A 17,857-nucleotide genomic window follows, 5' to 3' on the forward strand; every position below is an offset into this window, starting at 1 on the left:
CGTGCGGGGCCCCCGACTCCTCCCGTCGGACCCCGTCGTCTCACCGCTGGGGAGGACAGCGGCCCCTTACATCTATCCCGAGCTCTCGGGGACGGCGATCAGGGTGAAGCCGACGAAGAGGCCGGGGCCCACGCCGACGCCGGGGGCCGACCCGAAGTCGATCGCCCGGAGTTTCGGCCGCCCGGCCACCCGGCGGGTGGCCGCCGCGCCCACCCTCGCGGGGCACGACGGCCGCTTAGGGTGTGCGGATGACGACGACGTACGCGGCACTGCTGCGCGGCATCAACGTGGGCGGCAGCAGGAAGGTCCCGATGGCCGAGCTGCGCACCTTGCTGGAGGGGCTCGGTCTCGGCGATGTGCGCACCTACCTCCAGAGCGGCCAGGCCGTCTTCTCCTCCGCCCACGGCGACGAGGAAACACTCGCCGCCGAGCTCACGGTGGCGATCGAGAAACGCTTCGGCTTCGTCGTCGACGTGATCGTGCGGGATCACGCTTTTCTGAAAGCGGTTGCCGAAGCCTGTCCGTACCCGGCCGCCGAGCTGGAGGCCAAGCAGCTCCACGTCACCTACTTCTCCGGCCCCGTCGACGAGGAGCGCTACGCCGGGATCGACCGCGCCGCCTTCCTCCCCGAGGAGTTCCGCCTCGGCGACCGCGTCCTGTACCTGTACGCCCCCGACGGCCTCGGCCGTTCCAAGCTCGCCGAGCAACTGTCCAGGCCCCGCGTGCACCAGGGCCTCATCGCCACGACCCGGAACTGGAACACCGTCGTCAAGCTGGTGGAGCTGACGGCGCCCTGAGCACGGTGCCGGCCGGCGGGCGGACGAGGGGGAAGGGAGAGAGTGAGGGCGGAGCCGATCCGGCCGGAAACTTTTCCCACGTGCGTGAGGAGGCGAGCACACGGCTGTGCGAGGCTCGTCCCATGCGTTACATCATCATCGGGGCAGGGGCGGTCGGGGGCACGATCGGCGGACGGCTGGCGGAGGCCGGGCAGGAGGTCGTGCTGGTCGCGCGCGGCGCGCACCGGGCGGCACTCGCGGAGAACGGACTCCGGCTCAGGGTTCCGGACGCAGAGCTGACCTACCGCCTCCCCGTGGTCGACGGACCGGGCGAGCTGGGCGCACTGCGCGCCGACGACGTCCTCGTCCTCGCCGTCAAGACCCAGGACGGCGAGGCGGCACTCCAGGCCTGGGGCCCGGCCCCGGTCGAGGGCGGCGGCACGGCGGCCGAGCGGCTGCCGCTGGTCTGCGCGCAGAACGGAGTGGAGGGCCCACGCCTGGCCCTGCGCCGCTTCCGGCACGTCTACGGCGTCTGCGTCTGGCTGCCCTCGACCCACGTCGAACCCGGCGTCGTCTCCGCCGCGGGCGCCCCGCTCACCGGCATCCTCCACCTCGGCCGGTACCCCCACGGCACCGACGACACGGCCCGCCGTATCGCCGCCGACCTGGAGAAGGCGCACTTCGAGGCGCCGGTCGTACCGGACGTCTCCCGCTGGCAGTACGCGAAACTGCTGTCCAACCTGGGAAACGCCCTGGAAGCGGTTACCGGACCGATCGACGAACCGGCGGCCGAGGCGCTGTTCGAGCGGGTCCGGGCAGAGGGCGCAGCCGTGCTCCGGGCGGCCGGGATCGCCTACGCGAGCGCCGAGGAACAACGCGCGGTGCGCGGCGACAAGGTCACCCTCGTCCCGCTCGACGGAGCCCCGCGCGGCGGCGGCTCCTCCTGGCAGTCCCTGAGCCGCGGCGCCGGCAGCATCGAGGCCGACTACCTCAACGGCGAGTTGGCGTTTCTCGGCCGTCTGCACGGCGTGCCGACCCCGCTGAACGAACTGCTGCAGCGCCTCGCGAACGAGTTCGCCCGGGAGCGGAGGGCGCCCGGATCCCTGCCGCTGCCGGAGCTGATCGGCCTGGCCGACGCCGCTGTCGCCGCTGTCGCGTTTGTTCAAGAACCCTGAGGGCCGCACTGCCTAGCGTGCTGTGCATGAAGTACGACGACATGCGCGAGACGCATCAGTACATGTCCGAATGCGCCGCCGAGGCGTCGCGCATCGCCCGCGGTGTCCCGGCGGCACGACTGAACGCCCCGACGCACTGCCCCGACTGGGACCTGCGCGCCCTGGTCGACCACTGGGTGCTCTACACCTCCCACGGCCTCGAGCACCGCGCCCTGCGCAGACAGCTCCCCGACGATCTGATCGCCCGCGACTTCACCGCCGACCCGCAGTGGGCGCAGGCGTACGCCGACCAGCTCGACCGCGCGGTCGCGGCCTGGGCGGACCCGGCCGTGTGGGAGGGCGAGGTCCCGCTCGGGACGGCCGCGATGCCCGCCGCCGACATCGCCTCGATGATCGTCAAGGAGATGGCGGTGCACGGATGGGACGTGGCCGTCGCCACCGGCCAGGAGCTGCGCATCTCGGACGACGCGGCCCGCTTCGTCCTCGACGTCGTCGAACGGCACGGCGACCTCTACCGCCAGTACGACGGCTTCGGGGCGGCCCTGCCGGTCCCGGAGGACGCTCCACTGTTCGAACGGGTGTTGGGCGCGAGCGGCCGGGACCCACGGCAGGGCATCGTCCGCGGAGACGGCTGACCGGAGCTGCCTGCTGCCCGCGACCTGCGATCCGCGACCTGAAGCCCAGCCGGCGTCTCCCCATCGCCCGGCGTGTCACTGGCCCGACCCCTCCGGGAAACGGTCCCGGCGGATCACAGGACCGGTCGGCGTCGGGGGCGTCGTCATGGACATGGGGGCGGAGCGATCTGACGGCCACCGTCGCTCACGATCGCACCGCCGCCGCCGCCACCACCGCCGCCATCGCCACCGCCTCCGTCGGCTCAGGCGCCGACAGCCGCCAGGGCCGGTGTTCGCGCCGAGTCGTACCGCTCCAGCAGCGCCCGCGCCACCTCCGGCGCCGGCCCCAGCACGTCCGCCAGGACGTCCGCCTCGGCAGCGCCCCGCGCGATGCGGTCCGGCAGGAAACCGGGGGCCAGGACGTACGGGGCGACGGCGACCCGCGCGCACCCCAGCGCCCGCAGTTCGCGGACCGCGTCCTCGGTGCGCGGAAGAGATGCGGAGGCGAACGCGGGCCGCACGGCACACCAACCGGTGCGCCGCCACTCCCGCGCGATTTCTGCGATCACCGCGATCGCCTCCGGGTCCGTGGACCCCGCCGAGGCCAGTACGACCCCGGTCGAGGACTTGTCGGCGGACGTCAACCCCGCCTCGTACAACCGTCGTTCGAGCGCGGCGAGCAGCAGCGGCGACGGGCCGAGCACCTCGGCCTGTCTGATCCGCAGCTGCGGCGGCGCGTCCCGCAGGACCGCCGGGATGTCCGCCTTCGCGTGGAACGCGCGGGTCAGCAGCAGCGGCAGGGCGACGACGTCACGGACGACGCCCTCCGCCGCCAGCGACTCCAACACCCCGTGCACGGAAGGGATGTTGAAGTCGAGGAAACCGGTCTCCACGCGCAGCCCCGGCCGCAGCGACCGTACCCGCCGCACCAGGGCGTGCACGGTCGCCGCGTGCCGCGGATCGCGGCTGCCGTGGGCGATGACCACGAGCACGGGAGGAACCGGTTTCAGGTGCATGGGACGTCAGCTCTTCACCAGCAGACCACGGCTGCGCAGCACCCACCGCTCCAGCGGACTGAAGATCAGCAGGTCGATGGCGATGCCCACGAACAGGATCAGCAGGATCGCCTCGAACACCATCGACATGTCACTGGCGTTGCGGCCGTTCTCCAGCAGCTGACCGAGACCGACGCCGAGATCGGGGAAGGACGCGATGATCTCCGCCGCCATCAGCGAACGCCAGGAGAACGCCCAGCCCTGCTTCAGACCCGCCACGTACCCCGGCAGCGCGGCCGGCAAGGTGATGTAAACGGTTCCCTTCAGACCCGTCGCACCCATCGTGCGGCCCGCCCGCAGAAACAGCGGCGGTACCTGGTCGACGCCGGACACCAGCCCGTTGGCGATGGACGGCACCGCCCCGAGCAGGATCACCGCGTACATCATCGAGTTGTTCAGACCCAGCCACAGCACGGCCGGCGGCACCCACGCCACCGACGGCAGCGACTGCAGACCGGACAGGATCGGGCCGATCGCCGCCCGCACGAACTTCACCCGCGCCACCAGCAGACCCAGCGGGGTGCCGATCGCCAGGGCGAAGAGGAAGCCGAGCAGACCGCGGGAGACACTGGTCCAGATGTAGCCGAGCAGCTTGCCCTCGAGCCAGGCGTCCTGGATCGTCCGCCCGACGTCCAGGGGAGAGACCAGCTTGGTCGGGTCGTCGACCATCTTGAAGGTGATCTGCCAGACGACCAGCAGCAGTGCCGTCGCGATGATCGGCGGCAGGATCTTGTCGACGAACGTCCGCCGGAACGGGGTGCGGCCGACAGGCGTGACCACGTCCAGCGCGTCGAGCCCCGCCTCCACCCCGGCCAGCTCGGTAGTAACCGCCTTCGTCACGGTCGTCTTCGACTCCGTCGTATCCGTCGTCTTCGTCTCAGTGCTGGCCATGACGGCGGATCTCCCCACGCAGGACTTCGGTGATCTCGATGGACAGTTCCGCCACGGGGGCGTCCTCGATCCGGCGCGGCTGCGGGATGTCGACCGTCCACTCGCGCGCCACCCGGCCGGGCCGGGAGGACAGCAGGATGACGCGCTGCGCGAGTCGCACCGCCTCGCGCACGTTGTGCGTGACGAAGAGGACGGACAGCCCCGTCTCCTCCCAGATCCGGGTCAGCTCGTCGTGCAGCACATCCCGCGTGATGGCGTCCAGCGCCGCGAACGGCTCGTCCATCAGCAGGATGTTGCTCTCCTGCGCCAGCGCGCGGGCCATCGCCACGCGCTGCCGCATGCCGCCGGAAAGCTCGTGTACACGCTTTCCGTACGCGCCCTTCAGCCGCACCAGTTCGAGCAGTTCCTCGGCCTTGTCGTGCCGCTCGGTCTTCGCGACTCCCCTGAGCTTCAGGGCGAGTTCGATGTTCTTGCCCGCGGTCAGCCATGGGAAGAGGGCGTGCTCCTGGAACATCAGCGCCGGACGGCCGTCCGTCGAGATGGAGCCGGAGGAGGGCTGGTCCAGCCCCGCCACCAGGTTCAGCAGTGTGGACTTGCCACAGCCCGAGGCCCCCAGAAGGGTGACGAACTCGCCGGGAGCGACATCGATGGTGATGTCGTCCAGGACGAGCTGCTGCCCGCCCGGTCCCGCGAAGGACTTCGAGACGTGGTCAAGGCGCGCCGCGTACTCCACGGACTCGGTGGACTCGGCGGCCTTGGTGAGGGTCGTGCTCATGGTCGTCACCTCCTGGGAACTCATCGGGACTTCGATCAGCCGACGCCGAGACCGGCGTCGTCGACCGTGGACTCGCCCTCGGCCTTGAGGACCTTGTTCAGGATCGTCAGGTCGTAGATGCCCTTGAGGTCGGGCTTCTCCAGCAGACCTGCGTTGACCGCGTGCTCTGCCTCGGTGTTGAGGGTGGCGGCCAGCGGGTCGTTGATGAACTGGATCGACGTCCACGCCGGGTCCAGCACATCGGTCGGCAGCGCCTTGCCGGAGTCGATCGCCAGCTGCTTGTTCGCCGCGGCCTTGGCCTCCGCCGGATTGGCGTTGATCCACTTGTTGGTCTCGACCGAGCCCTTCAGCACGGCCTCGACGACCTTCGGGTGCTCCGTGAGGAACTTCTGCGACACGATGATGTTCGTGATCACGAACTTCTTGTCGGGCCACAGCGACGCCTCGTCCAGCAGCACCTTGCCGCCCTCGGCGACCAGCTTCGACGCGGTCGGCTCCGGCACCCAGGCACCGTCGATGGAACCGGCCTTGAACGCGTCGGGCGTCACCTTGTTGTCGCTGCGGACGACCGTGACGTCGCCCTTGCCGCTCTGCGCGTCGACCTTCCAGCCCTGGTCCGCGATCCAGTTCAGAAACGCCACATCCTGCGTGTTTCCGAGCTGAGGCGTGGCGATCTTCTTGCCCTTGACGTCCTTGAGGGACTTGATCTTGTCCGAGTTGACGACGAGCTTCACCCCGCCGGACGCCGAACCGCCGATGATGCGCAGGCTCTTGCCGTCGGACTTGGTGTAACCGTTGATCGCCGGGGAGGGGCCGATCCAGCCGATGTCGATGGAACCGGCGTTCAGCGCCTCGATCTCGGACGGCCCCGCGTTGAAGGTCGCGTACGACGCCTTGGTGGCGCCCAACGCCTTCTGGAAGATGCCCTGCTCACGACCGACCAGCGCGGTCCCGTGCGTCAGGTTGCCGAAGTAGCCGATCTTGACGGTGTCGAGCCCGTCGATCTTCTGCGATCCGGCAGCGACCTTTTCGTTGGCGTTGTCGTCCTTGGCCTCGGAACCGTAACCGCAGGCGGCGAGGGCGAGCAGCGGAAGGGCCGCTGCGGCGGCAAGGCCGCGGCGAAGGAGAGTGGAGCGGGCGGGGCGATTGGCAGGCACGGGAGGGGTTCCTCTCGTTGGCCCGGCGGTCACGGTCTTTCAGGTCGTGGCCGGGAAATCGGCAAAGGGTTTTCGTCGCTTCCGGGACGTCGGGTGGGGGGAGAGGGCGCGCAGGCAGTGCGCGTACGTCAGAGTGCACATCGCGCCACTCCGCCCTGCCCGCTGCCGAGGGCGCCGCTGCCGACACGGCCGCCCTCCTTCGCGAACGTCGAGTAGAAATCGATTGTGGTCATTTTCAGAAGTCCCAACCGTCTTCGTCGGAGTCGTCCTTGACCGGCTCCGGCGACGCGAACGACTCGCCGACCATGCCTGCGGTGAGCGTGGTGCCGTCGGCCGGATCGATCAGGATGAACGATCCTGTGCGCCGCGAGTCGGCGTAGGAATCCACCGGAAGCGGTTCCGCGGTGCGGATCTTCACGCGGCCGATGTCGTTGGCGACGAGCTGTCCCGGGTGCGGGTGCAGGGACAGGTCGTCGAGCGTGAGACGGGACGGGATGTCCTTGACGATCGCCTTGACCGTGCGGGTGCCGTGCTTGATCAGCACCCGGTGCCCGACGGTCAGCGGCTGGTCGGCGACGTGGCACACGGTCGCCTCGACATCCTGCGTGGTGGCCGGCGCGTCCTTGGTGGGCACTATCAGGTCGCCGCGCGAGATGTCGACGTCGTCCGCCAGCAGCACGGTCACCGACTGGGTCGTCCACGCCACGTCCACCGGCTCGCCCAGCAGGTCGATGCCGGAGATCGTCGACGTACGCCCGGACGGCAGCACGGTCACCGGCTCGCCCACCCGGAACGTGCCGGCCGCGATCTGACCCGCGTACCCCCGGTAGTCCGGGTGCTCGGCGGTCTGCGGCCGGATCACGTACTGCACGGGAAGACGGGCGTGGCAGTGCGCCAGGTCGTGGCTTACCGGAACCGTTTCCAGGTGTTCCAGGAACGTCGGGCCGCCGTACCAGTCCATGACCGCGGACGGATCGACGACATTGTCCCCGGCGAGCGCCGAGATGGGGATCGCGGTGATCTCCGGGACGCCCAGCTCGCTCGCGTACGCCGTGAACTCCTTGGCGATCGCCGCGAACACCGACTCCTGGTAGTCGACCAGGTCCATCTTGTTGACGGCGAGGACGACGTGCGGGACCCGGAGCAGCGCCGCGATCGCCGCGTGCCGCCGGGTCTGTTCCACCACACCGTTGCGCGCGTCGACCAGGATCACGGTCAGCTCGGCGGTGGAGGCGCCGGTGACCATGTTGCGGGTGTACTGCACGTGTCCGGGGGTGTCGGCGAGGATGAAGCGACGGCGAGGGGTGGCGAAGTAGCGGTAGGCCACGTCGATGGTGATGCCCTGCTCGCGCTCGGCGCGCAGGCCGTCGGTGAGCAGCGCCAGGTCGGGCGCCTCCTGGCCGCGGCTGGCCGATACGCGTTCCACGGCCTCCAGTTGGTCGGTGAGGATCGACTTGGAGTCGTGCAGGAGCCGGCCGACGAGGGTGGACTTGCCGTCGTCGACGGAGCCGGCGGTGGCGAAGCGCAGCAGGGTGGTGGCCGAGAGCTCCTCGGCGGTGATCGTGGTCATGGTTAGAAGTACCCCTCGCGCTTGCGGTCTTCCATCGCGGCCTCGGACATCTTGTCGTCGGCGCGGGTGGCGCCGCGCTCGGTGAGCCGGGAGGCGGCGATCTCGGCGATGACGTCGTCGAGCGTGACGGCGTCGGAGTCGACCGCGCCGGTGCAGGACATGTCGCCGACGGTCCGGTAGCGCACGAGGCGCTTCTCCACGATCTCGCCGTCCTTGGGCCCGCCCCACTCGCCGGCGGTCAGCCACATGCCGGCGCGCTGGAACACCTCCCGCTCGTGCGCGAAGTAGATCTCCGGGAGCTCGATGCCCTCCCGGTCGATGTACTGCCACACGTCGAGCTCGGTCCAGTTGGACAGCGGGAAGACGCGCACGTGCTCACCGGGTGCGTGGCGTCCGTTGTAGAGGTTCCACAGCTCGGGGCGCTGGCGGCGCGGGTCCCACTGGGAGAACTCGTCGCGCAGCGAGAAGACGCGTTCTTTTGCGCGTGCCTTTTCTTCGTCGCGACGCCCGCCGCCGAAGACGGCGTCGAACTTCTCCGACTGGATCTTCTCGGTGAGGGGAAGCGTTTGCAGCGGGTTTCGGGTGCCGTCGGGACGCTCGCGCAGGGTGCCGCGGTCGATGTACTCCTGCACGGAGGCGACGTGCAGGCGCAGCCCGTGGGCGTCGATCACCCGGTCGCGGTAGTCGAGGACCTCGGGGAAGTTGTGTCCGGTGTCCACGTGCAGCAGCGAGAAGGGGACCGCCGCGGGGGCGAACGCCTTCAGCGCCAGGTGCAGCATGACGATGGAGTCCTTGCCGCCGGAGAACAGGATCACCGGGTTCTCGAACTCGCCCGCCACCTCGCGGAAGATGTGCACCGCCTCGGACTCCAGCGAGTCCAGGTGGCTCAGGGCGTACGGGCTGGCCGTGCTGCCCTCCTCGGCCTTGGCGACGGTCGTCGTCATGCCAGTCCCCTCTCGCTGAGCAGCGCGTACACCGACGCCGCGGACTCCTGCACGGTCTGGTCCTGGGACTGGATCCGCAGATCGGGTGACTCGGGCGACTCGTACGGGTCGTCGACCCCGGTGAGCCCGGTCAGCTCGCCCGCCGCCTGCTTGGCGTACAGACCCTTCACATCACGGACGGAGCACACCTCGACCGGGGTCGCCACGTGCACCTCCAGGTAAGCGGTTCCGCTCTCCTGATGCCGCTTGCGCACGGCCTCACGGCTGTCGGCGTACGGCGCGATCACCGGGACGAGCGCCTTGACGCCGTTACGGGCGAGCAGTTCGGCCAGGAAACCGATGCGCTGCACGTTGATGTGCCGGTCCTCGCGGCTGAAACCGAGACCGGCGGAGATGAACTCGCGGATCTCGTCGCCGTCGAGCACCTCGACGAGGTGGCCCTCCTCACGCAGCCGTCCGGCCAGCTCGTACGCGATGGTGGTCTTGCCGGCACTCGGCAGACCCGTGAGCCAGACGGTGGCTCCGGTCGTCACGTGGTTCTCCCGGTTCGTAGAAGTGGGGGTGGGGACGGGGTCGTTCGTGGAAGTCGCGGTCATGGCGGTCAGCCGTGCAGCCCGCACTCGGTCTTCGCGCGCCCCGCCCAGCGGCCGGCGCGCGCGTCCTCGCCATCGAGGACCCGACGGGTGCAGGGGGCGCAGCCGACGGACGCGTAACCGTCCATCAACAGGGGGTTGGACAGTACGCCGTGCTCGGTGATGTACGCATCGACGTCGTCCTGGGTCCAGCGGGCGATTGGCGAGATCTTGACCTTCTGCCGCTTCTCGTCCCAGCCGACGACCGCAGTGTTCGCCCGCGTGGGCGACTCGTCGCGCCGCAGGCCGGTGGCCCAGGCGCGGTAGCCCCGCAGTCCCTCCTCCAACGGCTGCACCTTGCGCAACTTGCAGCACAGGTCCGGGTCACGGTCGTGCAACTTCGGCCCGTACTCGGCGTCCTGCTCGGCGACCGTCCGACGCGGGGTGAGCGTGATGACGTTGACGTCCATCACGGCCTCGACCGCATCCCGGGTGCCGATGGTCTCGGGGAAGTGGTAACCGGTGTCGAGGAACACGACGTCCACGCCCTTCAGGACGCGGGACGCCAGATGCGCGACCACGGCGTCCTCCATGGAGGACGTCACGCAGAACTGCTTGCCGAAGGTGTCCACCGCCCACTGGAGGATCTCCAGGGCGGATGCCTCCTCCAGATCGCGGCCCGCCTGCTCGGCCAGCGCCTTCAACTCGTCGGTCGTACGGCCTTCCTGAACGGTGGTCATATCGCGTCCCCTCCCGGTTCGGTGCGCTGAACGCCCCGGGCGAGCAGCCCGAGGAACTTCAGCTGGAATGCGCGGTTGCATGCCGCGCATTCCCAGGCGCCGTGGCCCTGCTCGTTCGGACGCAGGTCCTCGTCGCCGCAGTAGGGGCAGTAGAAAGGGGCGGCCCGCTCGCTCATGAGAGGGCCTCCTCGCTGGCGCGTGCCGCCCAGGCGGCGAACCGCTCGCCGTCCTCGCGCTCCTCCTGGAACCGCTTCAGCACACGTTCCACGTAGTCCGGCAGCTCGTCCGAGGTGACCTTCAGACCACGGACCTTGCGACCGAAACCGGCTTCCAGGCCGAGTGCGCCGCCCAGGTGGACCTGGAAGCCCTCGACCTGCTCACCCTGGTCGTCGAGGACCAGCTGGCCCTTGAGACCGATGTCCGCGACCTGGATCCGGGCGCAGGCGTTCGGGCAGCCGTTGATGTTGATGGTGATCGGCTCGTCGAACTCCGGGATGCGGCGCTCCAGTTCGTCGATCAGGGTGGAGCCGCGCTGCTTGGTCTCGACGATGGCGAGCTTGCAGTACTCGATGCCGGTGCAGGCCATGGTGCCGCGCCGGAACGGGGAGGGCTTGGCGGTCAGGTCCAGCGCCTCGAGCGCCCCGACCAGCGACTCGACCTGTGTCTCCTCGACATCGAGGACGATCATCTTCTGCTCGACGGTGGTACGGACCCGGCCCGAGCCGTGCGCCTCCGCGAGCTCTGCGATCTTCGTCAGGGTCGCGCCGTCGACCCGGCCGACACGCGGTGCGAAACCGATGTAGAAACGGCCGTCCTTCTGGCGGTGCACCCCGACGTGGTCGCGCCAGCGGGCGACCGGCTGGTCCGGGGCCGGGCCGTCGACCAGCTTGCGCTTGAGGTACTCGTCCTCGAGCACCTGGCGGAACTTCTCCGGACCCCAGTCCGCGACGAGGAACTTCAGACGGGCGCGGGTGCGCAGCCGCCGGTAACCGTAATCACGGAAGATCGAGATGACGCCCTCGTAGACGTCCGGAACCTCGTCCAGCGCGACCCAGGCGCCGAGCCGGACGCCGATCTTGGGGTTGGTGGACAGGCCGCCGCCGACCCACACGTCGAAGCCGGGGCCGTGCTCGGGGTGGTTCACACCGACGAACGCGATGTCGTTGATCTCGTGCGCCACGTCGAGCAGCGGCGAGCCGGAGATCGCGGACTTGAACTTGCGCGGCAGGTTCGAGAAGGCCTTGTTGCCGATGATCCGCCGCTGGATCTCCTCGATGGCCGGGGAGCCGTCGACGATCTCGTCCTCGGCGATGCCGGCGACGGGCGAGCCGATGACCACGCGGGGAGTGTCACCGCAGGCCTCGGTCGTGGACAGGCCGACCGCCTCGAGGCGGTTCCAGATCTCGGGCACGTCCTCGATGCGGATCCAGTGGTACTGGATGTTCTGCCGGTCGGTGATGTCGGCGGTGCCGCGCGCGAACTCCTGCGAGATCTCGCCGATCACCCTCAGTTGCTCGGTGGTGAGCCGGCCGCCGTCGATGCGCACGCGCAGCATGAAGTACTTGTCGTCCAGCTCCTCCGGCTCCAGGATCGCGGTCTTGCCGCCGTCGATCCCGGGCTTGCGCTGGGTGTACAGGCCCCACCAGCGCATACGGCCGCGCAGGTCGTTGGGGTCGATCGAGTCGAAGCCCCGCTTCGAGTAGATCGTCTCAATGCGTGTCCGCACATTGAGACCGTCGTCGTCCTTTTTGAACTGTTCGTTGCCGTTGAGCGGGGTGAAGTGTCCCGCTGCCCACTGGCCCTCGCCGCGGTGACGGCTCACCTTGCGGCGGGGAGTCGCGGCGGCAGGGTTCTGCGGGGTGGCGGCCATGGTTGAACGTCCTTCGGAACAGGCGGGAAGCGGCTCTGACCTGCGCGTGCGGATGCGCATGGGAGAACAGGTGCGCGTCGTTGCGCAGGAGGGGGCTCTGCGGAGATGTCGGCGGTGCTGGGGCTCGTCAGCTCGCCGGACAGATGGCGCTGGACATGCGGCCGAGGTCGACGTGCCGCCGACTCACCAAGGCAATTCCAGTTCCGGACATGACGAAAGCGTGTCAGGCGATCTGGACCCAGTCCAGCTTCGTCCGAGATGCGGACACCCTTGTCCCGGAATGCGAGACGAGGGTGTCCTCGATCACATGCTCTGCGCCGCCTCTTGTCGGCGCAGGTCAGAACGGATAGGAGCAGTGGGTCAAGCCGGGAACGCGCCCGGCCAGGGGCCCGGCGCGGACACCTCGGGCTGTTCCTCGACCTTGGTGTCGAACAGCTTGAAACCGCGTCGCTGATAGTTGTCCATCGCGTGCTCGCCGTCCAGGCTGCAGGTATGCAGCCACACCCGCTTGGTCTCGGGCAGTCCGGGCCAGCGGTCCGTGAGGTCCCACGCCCGGCCCGCGCCGTACGACAGCAGGTGTCCGCCGATGCGCCGCCCGCGGAAGGCCGGGAGCAGACCGAAGTAAACGATCTCTACGACACCGTCGTCCTGCGGCTCCAGCTCCACGTACCCGGCCGGTGTGCCCCGGTCGTATGCGACCCAGGTCTCGACTCCGGGGCGCGCCAGGTGTTCCTGCCACTGCGCGTACGTCCAGCGCAGCCGGTCGATCCAGCGGATGTCCCCGCCGACGGACGCGTACAGGAAACGGCTGAACTCCGGGGAGGGGGCCTCGGCGCGGACGATCCGGACGTCCCCCTCGGGCGCGACGGCCGGGAGGAGGTCGGTCGGGTCGGTCTGCTCCAGGGACCAGGTGGTCACGGGGATGTTGGTCATGCCCGTCAGGGAATCATCTACTTCGTCGTTCTGTCGATCGAGGCCAGCGGCAGTGCGAAGAGCACCCGCCCCGACTGGGTCCAGACCTCGCCGGTCGCCGCCCAGTAGGAAAGGGACTCCGTCTGCGTGCTCCAGCAGCTGTGTGTTTCCTCGCTGCCGCACACCGCGGCGCTCGAGCCGTCGGCCTCGCCGTTCTCGTCGCCGTCCGTCGTGCCGACGGTCTGCCGCCACAGCGTCCCGTGCTCGTCCTTCGGGCCGGCGGCGCGGGTCACGTACCAGTCCGAGCCGTAGGACAGCACGCCCCGTACTCCGGTGACGCTCGTCTCGTACGCCTCCGAGGCGGCCACCTGCCCGGTCGTGCTTGCGGCGAGCAGCCCCTCGCGGCCGGGCAGGGTGCTGAAGGGGTAGCTCCACAGGCGGGCGCCCCGGTCGCCCTCGTCGAGGGTCCACTCCCCGGCCACCAGGCTGTCCGGCACGGTGCTGCGGTCGAGGGAGACGGTTGCGGGATGCGGGGCGTCGGAGTCGTCGCTCAGCTCGTAGGAACCGATGGCCGGCAGTACGAAGCGGTAACCGTTTGCCGACCAGCCGCCCGGCACCCGGCCGACCGTGTCGTCGGCGACCGTGGCGCGCTGGATGCGGTTCATGTCGTACACATAGAGCGCGGACCGGTCCCCGTCGTCGGCGGTGACCAGCAGCTTGTCCTGATACCAGACCATCCCGGAGACATGGGAGACCAGCCCCCGGTAGTCGCGGCCGTCGTCGACGGGGACGGCGAGCAGTGCCCAGGTGTAGGAGAGGTGGTTCAGATTACCCGCGTTCACGAAGCCGACCCGGGCCAGCCCGCGGTCGGCCGCCGTGCCGCCGCTGCGCGACCAGCCGGAGAGGATCACCCGGTTCGCGCCCCAGACGCCGTCGTCGTCCGCGTCCCCCGACGTGGTGACCGCGCCGGGCTGCCAGCCCTCGGTGTCGTCCGTGTTCCAGCAGTACGCACGCGTGGCCACGGGGGAGACCGGCAGAACCTCGCGCTCGGCGGCCGTGCAGTCGATCGCGTCCCGCAGGCTGCGCTCGGCGCCCTCCAGTACCGCACCGACGCCGACCGGTCGGCCCATCCCGGCGGCGAGCCGGTCCAGGGAGGCCTGCGGCACCAGGTTCTCCGCCAGCCGTAGTTTCCCGGTCTCGGACGATGTCGTAAGCGGTTTCAGACCCCCGGGGCCGTCGTCGGTCACCGTCGCCTGAGAAACACTGACCATGGTGGCGGCGGCGGTGAGCGCGAGAGCGGTGCCGGACAGGAACGCCCGCAGTGCCCTGCCTCGCCTGCGCCGGCGATGTCGGCCGCGTTGTCTCATTCGTCCTCCCGAGGCGGGCCAACTGCGCCTGATGATCCGTACGTTGACCGAGGAGCAGGTGGGGTGACCCGTAGAGGGATGCTACGGCAGTCGACTGCCGCAGGGGACGAAGACCCCGCAAATATGCGGAAGATGCCGACGGAAGAACTCGGATGAAGCATTGTTGCTACGGTGCCGACATCCGGTCTCGCGCCACCGCGGGCGCGGTCGAATGGGGCAACAGACCCTTCGGATCCGCCGGAAGGAGCACCTCGACCTCGGCGTCTTCGCAGAAACGATACGGCCGGTGTTCCAGGAAACCCCCGAGATACCGCCGCACCCGGGACATCTCCGCTCGCACCGTCACCGTGCGGCCCGAGTCGCCGAACATGTCCTCGGCCAGGCCCGCCGCGCTGCGGCCGCCCCGGTGCGCCGCCAGCAGATAGAGCAACTCGGCATGCCGCGGGCTGAGTTCATGCGACCAGGATCCCGCGTCCCCCGACACGGTCACCGACCAGCGTCTGGCCCGGGTCAGGTCCAGCACGATCCGCGTCGCGCCGCGCGCGGGCGGCTCGGCGGCCTCGTCCACCGACCGCACCAGCCAGCCCCCGGCCAGCGGCTCGATCGAGCACAGCCCGAGCGTCGGCAGCCACCGGCGGCCCGCGGACGGCGACTTGGGCAGCGCGATCCGGCTCGCGTACGGCATCCCGGTCACCGCCGCCGTCCAGCCCTCCGCGTCCACCGCGGCCGCCCGGCCGCCGAGCCGGGCCAGCACCGGCGCCGCCACCGCACGCAACTGCTCCAGCGAACTCAGGTGCTTCTCGCGCAGCCTGGACTCGGCGAGCTTCGCCACCGAGTCGACCCAGGCCAGGGTGGCCGGATGCATCGTCTCCAGCGGTCCGCTGACGTCGACCACACCGAGCAGCCGGCCGTTGCGCGGGTCGGTGATCGGGGCGCCCGCGCAGGTCCAGGTCGCGTGCGAGCGCACGAAGTGCTCGGAGGCGAACACCTGTACGGGCCTGCGCACCACCGCCGGCGTACCCACGCCATTGGTGCCGACCACGGCCTCACCCCAGTCCGCGCCCAGCTCGAAGCCGAGCCCGTCGGCCTTGCGCAGCACGGGATTGCAGCCCTCGCGCCACAGCACCCGGCCCTCGTTGTCGGCGACCACCATGATGTGGTGGGCGACGTCCGCGACCGACAGCAGCCCCTCACGCAGCACCGGCAGCACCTCGCGCAGCGGCGACTCCTCCCGCCGTCGCCGCACCTCGTCGGAGCTGAGCAGCCCCACTCTGAAATCGTGCTCGGGGTCGACGCCGCTGCGCAGCATCCGCTCCCAGGACTGCTCGATCACGGGCCGCGGGGCGACGCGCACCCGCTGGCCGGCCAGCCGGGCGTCGCGCACCTCGTTGAGCACCCGCGCCGCCCGTGCGGCGTCGACGGCCGCCAACTGCGGCACGTTCATCGCTGGCATCACCACTGGGCCTCCCGGGGAACACAGGCGGACAACCGGATGTCAAGCTCCTGCGCCAATTGTTTCCGGTCTTATCTGAAGGTCTTGCCGAAGGCCCCTATCTTGCCGTCCACACATGACGGAGGGGCATAGTCCCGTCACAACCGCCGACAAGTTGCAACCCCCTGCAACCCTGGTGAACATCCACAGCCTGTTTGAAACTTGAGTCAAGCCGTCCCGAGCGGCGATTCTGGCCTCGCAGGGCCATTGCGGCGGGGGTGGTGCCGTGTCGGCGCAGCACCACCCCCGCTTCCTGCTGCCGCAGGTTTCTCCAGGTCACAGCGGTCACGGCCGAGGTGCGGCCCGCTCGACGATCGCCGCCAGGTCCAGACTGTGCGGCAACGTCCCGAAGGCCAGCCCCCCGTCCCCGCCCAGCCGCGAGGCGCAGAACGCGTCGGCGACCTCCGGCGGCGCGAATCGTACGAGCAGCGCCCCCTGGAGCACCAGGGCGAACCGCTCCGCCAGCCGCCGGGCCCGACCCTCGACGCCGTCCAGATCGGCCAGCTCCGTCAGCAGGCCCTTGATCGCCCCGTCCAGCCGGTGGTCCGCCCCGCGCGCCCGCCCCACCTCCTGGAGATAGGCGTTCAGCGCCTGCGGCTCCCGCTGCAGCGCCCGCAGCACATCCAGCGCCTGGACGTTTCCGGCGCCCTCCCAGACCGAGTTCAGCGGCGACTCCCGCACCAGCCGGGGCATCCCCGACTCCTCCACGTAACCGTTTCCCCCCAGGCACTCCGACGCCTCCACCGTCACCGGCGCACAGCGCTTGGTCACCCAGTACTTGGCCACCGGAACCGCGATCCGCAGCAGCGCCCGCTCCTGCTCGCTCCCGTCGTCGTAGGCCGCCGCGAGCCGCAGCACCAGCGTGGTCGCCGCCTCCGACTCCAGCGCGAGATCGGCCAGGACATTGCGCATCAACGGCTTGTCGACGAGTTTTCCGCCGAACGCCGCACGGTAGGTGCAGTGGTGGATCGCCTGCGCCACCGCCTGCCGCATCAGCCCCGCCGACCCGACCACACAGTCCAGCCGGGTCGCCGCCACCATGTCGATGATGGTGCGCACCCCGCGCCCCTCCTCACCGACCCGGCGCGCCCATGTCCCGTCGAACTCGACCTCTCCCGAGGCGTTGGACCGGTTTCCCAGCTTTTCCTTCAGCCGCTGGAGGCGGAAAACGTTACGGGTACCGTCTTCGAGAACACGCGGCACGAGGAAACACGTGAGCCCGCCCTCGCCCTTCAGCGGAGCCGCCTGCGCCAGCACCAGGAAACCGTCCGACATGGGAGCCGAACAGAACCACTTGTGCCCGGTCAGCTCGTAGGCGCCGTCCTCGGCGAGAGGAGTGGCGACCGTCGTGTTCGCCCGGACGTCGCTGCCACCCTGTTTCTCCGTCATCGCCATCCCGAACAGCGCCCCGGCCTTCAGCCGGGCCGGCCGCAGCACCCGGTCGTAGACCGTGGACGTCAGCCGGGGCTCCCACTCCGCGGCCAGCTCCGGATCGGCGCGCAGCGCGGGCACCGCCGCGTGGGTCATCGACAGCGGACAGCAGTTGCCCGCATCGACCTGCGTCCACACCAGGAAGCCCGCCGCCCGGCGCACATGCCCGCCCGGCCGCGCCCAGGCATCCGTCAGATGCGCCCCGACGCCCTTGCCGAGCAGCCGATGCCACGCCGGATGGAAGTCGACCTCGTCGATGCGATGCCCGTAACGGTCGTGCGTGCGCAGTGTCGGCGGGTGCTGGTCGGCCTGCACCGCCCACTCCTGCACCTGCGCGGATCCGGCCGCCCACCCGAGCTCCGACAACTCGTCGCGCGCCTCGACGAGCAGCTCCGGATCCAGGTGCCGTGCCACGGCATCCAACAGCGCCCGGTCGGTGCCGTAGACGTCGTACCCGGTCAGGGGCGGGGGCTGGTTGGTCACGGTGTGCGTGCTGCCTGCCATGACCCGAACCTA

19 protein-coding genes are annotated in these 17,857 nt (G+C 70.0%); 3 read left to right on the top strand and 16 right to left on the bottom strand.

Annotation, left to right across the window (positions count from 1 at the left end; translation table 11 throughout):
• Positions 1 to 72 precede the first annotated feature (72 nt).
• On the bottom strand, positions 73 to 213 hold the full coding sequence (locus ACWD4O_RS01655) for a hypothetical protein (RefSeq protein ID WP_451276340.1): 141 nt from the start codon (positions 211 to 213) through the stop codon (positions 73 to 75).
• Between the two features lie 35 nt (positions 214 to 248).
• Between ACWD4O_RS01655 and ACWD4O_RS01660 the strand changes: the two genes are divergently transcribed.
• The 3 genes from ACWD4O_RS01660 to ACWD4O_RS01670 all read left to right on the top strand — a co-directional run bounded on the left by ACWD4O_RS01660 (position 249) and on the right by ACWD4O_RS01670 (position 2,586).
• The gene (locus ACWD4O_RS01660; RefSeq protein ID WP_451276342.1) at positions 249 to 797 is read left to right on the top strand and encodes a DUF1697 domain-containing protein; all 549 of its coding nucleotides are present in this window, start codon (positions 249 to 251) and stop codon (positions 795 to 797) included.
• Positions 798 to 919: 122 nt separating this feature from the next.
• On the top strand, positions 920 to 1,951 hold the full coding sequence (locus ACWD4O_RS01665) for a ketopantoate reductase family protein (RefSeq protein ID WP_451276344.1): 1,032 nt from the start codon (positions 920 to 922) through the stop codon (positions 1,949 to 1,951).
• A 26-nt stretch (positions 1,952 to 1,977) separates the two neighbouring features.
• A complete protein-coding gene (locus tag ACWD4O_RS01670; RefSeq protein ID WP_451276346.1) occupies positions 1,978 to 2,586 on the top strand; it encodes a TIGR03086 family metal-binding protein in 609 nt (202 codons plus the stop codon).
• A gap of 242 nt (positions 2,587 to 2,828) precedes the next feature.
• Here the strand turns inward: ACWD4O_RS01670 and ACWD4O_RS01675 are convergent, their stop codons facing one another.
• The 15 genes from ACWD4O_RS01675 to ACWD4O_RS01745 form a co-directional block, all read right to left on the bottom strand.
• Positions 2,829 to 3,581 (bottom strand): sirohydrochlorin chelatase, encoded by a 753-nt coding sequence (locus ACWD4O_RS01675; RefSeq protein WP_451276348.1) that lies wholly within the window; start codon positions 3,579 to 3,581, stop codon positions 2,829 to 2,831.
• Positions 3,582 to 3,587: 6 nt separating this feature from the next.
• Positions 3,588 to 4,511 (bottom strand): ABC transporter permease, encoded by a 924-nt coding sequence (locus ACWD4O_RS01680; RefSeq protein WP_451276350.1) that lies wholly within the window; start codon positions 4,509 to 4,511, stop codon positions 3,588 to 3,590.
• On the bottom strand, positions 4,498 to 5,310 hold the full coding sequence (locus ACWD4O_RS01685; protein ID WP_451276352.1) for an ABC transporter ATP-binding protein: 813 nt from the start codon (positions 5,308 to 5,310) through the stop codon (positions 4,498 to 4,500). The genes ACWD4O_RS01680 and ACWD4O_RS01685 overlap by 14 nt, the downstream gene beginning before the upstream one ends.
• A gap of 11 nt (positions 5,311 to 5,321) precedes the next feature.
• A complete protein-coding gene (locus tag ACWD4O_RS01690) occupies positions 5,322 to 6,443 on the bottom strand; it encodes an aliphatic sulfonate ABC transporter substrate-binding protein (protein WP_451276354.1) in 1,122 nt (373 codons plus the stop codon).
• Between the two features lie 235 nt (positions 6,444 to 6,678).
• Positions 6,679 to 8,013 carry a sulfate adenylyltransferase subunit 1 gene (locus ACWD4O_RS01695; RefSeq protein WP_451276356.1) on the bottom strand — a complete coding sequence of 445 codons (1,335 nt, stop codon included), beginning with the start codon at positions 8,011 to 8,013 and terminating at the stop codon, positions 6,679 to 6,681.
• 2 nt (positions 8,014 to 8,015) lie between these two features.
• Complete coding sequence (gene cysD / locus ACWD4O_RS01700) at positions 8,016 to 8,957, bottom strand: sulfate adenylyltransferase subunit CysD (RefSeq protein ID WP_451276358.1); 942 nt, start codon at positions 8,955 to 8,957, stop codon at positions 8,016 to 8,018.
• Positions 8,954 to 9,553, bottom strand: a complete 600-nt coding sequence (gene cysC / locus ACWD4O_RS01705; RefSeq protein ID WP_451276360.1) for an adenylyl-sulfate kinase — start codon at positions 9,551 to 9,553, stop codon at positions 8,954 to 8,956. The genes cysD and cysC overlap by 4 nt, the downstream gene beginning before the upstream one ends.
• Positions 9,554 to 9,558: 5 nt before the next feature.
• On the bottom strand, positions 9,559 to 10,269 hold the full coding sequence (locus ACWD4O_RS01710; RefSeq protein ID WP_451276362.1) for a phosphoadenylyl-sulfate reductase: 711 nt from the start codon (positions 10,267 to 10,269) through the stop codon (positions 9,559 to 9,561).
• Positions 10,266 to 10,445, bottom strand: coding sequence for a hypothetical protein (locus ACWD4O_RS01715; protein ID WP_351909278.1), 180 nt, complete (start codon positions 10,443 to 10,445; stop codon positions 10,266 to 10,268). Before ACWD4O_RS01715 ends, ACWD4O_RS01710 begins: the two co-directional genes overlap by 4 nt.
• Positions 10,442 to 12,139 (bottom strand): nitrite/sulfite reductase, encoded by a 1,698-nt coding sequence (locus ACWD4O_RS01720; RefSeq protein WP_451276365.1) that lies wholly within the window; start codon positions 12,137 to 12,139, stop codon positions 10,442 to 10,444. Before ACWD4O_RS01720 ends, ACWD4O_RS01715 begins: the two co-directional genes overlap by 4 nt.
• A gap of 127 nt (positions 12,140 to 12,266) precedes the next feature.
• Positions 12,267 to 12,350 (bottom strand): putative leader peptide, encoded by an 84-nt coding sequence (locus ACWD4O_RS01725; RefSeq protein WP_309486338.1) that lies wholly within the window; start codon positions 12,348 to 12,350, stop codon positions 12,267 to 12,269.
• 149 nt (positions 12,351 to 12,499) lie between these two features.
• A complete protein-coding gene (locus ACWD4O_RS01730) occupies positions 12,500 to 13,072 on the bottom strand; it encodes a GNAT family N-acetyltransferase (RefSeq protein ID WP_451276367.1) in 573 nt (190 codons plus the stop codon).
• A 17-nt stretch (positions 13,073 to 13,089) separates the two neighbouring features.
• Entirely contained in the window at positions 13,090 to 14,418 is a 1,329-nt protein-coding gene (locus ACWD4O_RS01735) for a hypothetical protein (protein ID WP_451276369.1), read from the bottom strand.
• A 166-nt stretch (positions 14,419 to 14,584) separates the two neighbouring features.
• Positions 14,585 to 15,862 carry a GAF domain-containing protein gene (locus tag ACWD4O_RS01740; protein WP_451276725.1) on the bottom strand — a complete coding sequence of 426 codons (1,278 nt, stop codon included), beginning with the start codon at positions 15,860 to 15,862 and terminating at the stop codon, positions 14,585 to 14,587.
• Between the two features lie 333 nt (positions 15,863 to 16,195).
• On the bottom strand, positions 16,196 to 17,845 hold the full coding sequence (locus tag ACWD4O_RS01745) for an acyl-CoA dehydrogenase family protein (RefSeq protein ID WP_451276371.1): 1,650 nt from the start codon (positions 17,843 to 17,845) through the stop codon (positions 16,196 to 16,198).
• Positions 17,846 to 17,857 lie beyond the last annotated feature (12 nt).

Source organism: Streptomyces sp. NPDC002623, from assembly GCF_053592635.1.

What these genes read in the sequence shown, in the direction of transcription:
- ACWD4O_RS01730 (WP_451276367.1), bottom strand. Translation starts at nt 13,072, where the DNA reads ATGACCAACATCCCCGTGACCACCTGGTCCCTGGAGCAGACCGACCCG.
- ACWD4O_RS01740 (WP_451276725.1), bottom strand. Translation starts at nt 15,862, where the DNA reads ATGAACGTGCCGCAGTTGGCGGCCGTCGACGCCGCACGGGCGGCGCGG.
- ACWD4O_RS01670 (WP_451276346.1), top strand. Translation starts at nt 1,978, where the DNA reads ATGAAGTACGACGACATGCGCGAGACGCATCAGTACATGTCCGAATGC.
- ACWD4O_RS01665 (WP_451276344.1), top strand. Translation starts at nt 920, where the DNA reads ATGCGTTACATCATCATCGGGGCAGGGGCGGTCGGGGGCACGATCGGC.
- cysC (WP_451276360.1), bottom strand. Translation starts at nt 9,553, where the DNA reads ATGACCGCGACTTCCACGAACGACCCCGTCCCCACCCCCACTTCTACG.
- ACWD4O_RS01675 (WP_451276348.1), bottom strand. Translation starts at nt 3,581, where the DNA reads ATGCACCTGAAACCGGTTCCTCCCGTGCTCGTGGTCATCGCCCACGGC.
- ACWD4O_RS01720 (WP_451276365.1), bottom strand. Translation starts at nt 12,139, where the DNA reads ATGGCCGCCACCCCGCAGAACCCTGCCGCCGCGACTCCCCGCCGCAAG.
- ACWD4O_RS01710 (WP_451276362.1), bottom strand. Translation starts at nt 10,269, where the DNA reads ATGACCACCGTTCAGGAAGGCCGTACGACCGACGAGTTGAAGGCGCTG.
- ACWD4O_RS01715 (WP_351909278.1), bottom strand. Translation starts at nt 10,445, where the DNA reads ATGAGCGAGCGGGCCGCCCCTTTCTACTGCCCCTACTGCGGCGACGAG.
- ACWD4O_RS01695 (WP_451276356.1), bottom strand. Translation starts at nt 8,013, where the DNA reads ATGACCACGATCACCGCCGAGGAGCTCTCGGCCACCACCCTGCTGCGC.
- ACWD4O_RS01680 (WP_451276350.1), bottom strand. Translation starts at nt 4,511, where the DNA reads ATGGCCAGCACTGAGACGAAGACGACGGATACGACGGAGTCGAAGACG.
- cysD (WP_451276358.1), bottom strand. Translation starts at nt 8,957, where the DNA reads ATGACGACGACCGTCGCCAAGGCCGAGGAGGGCAGCACGGCCAGCCCG.
- ACWD4O_RS01735 (WP_451276369.1), bottom strand. Translation starts at nt 14,418, where the DNA reads ATGAGACAACGCGGCCGACATCGCCGGCGCAGGCGAGGCAGGGCACTG.
- ACWD4O_RS01725 (WP_309486338.1), bottom strand. Translation starts at nt 12,350, where the DNA reads ATGTCCGGAACTGGAATTGCCTTGGTGAGTCGGCGGCACGTCGACCTC.
- ACWD4O_RS01685 (WP_451276352.1), bottom strand. Translation starts at nt 5,310, where the DNA reads ATGAGTTCCCAGGAGGTGACGACCATGAGCACGACCCTCACCAAGGCC.
- ACWD4O_RS01745 (WP_451276371.1), bottom strand. Translation starts at nt 17,845, where the DNA reads ATGGCAGGCAGCACGCACACCGTGACCAACCAGCCCCCGCCCCTGACC.
- ACWD4O_RS01660 (WP_451276342.1), top strand. Translation starts at nt 249, where the DNA reads ATGACGACGACGTACGCGGCACTGCTGCGCGGCATCAACGTGGGCGGC.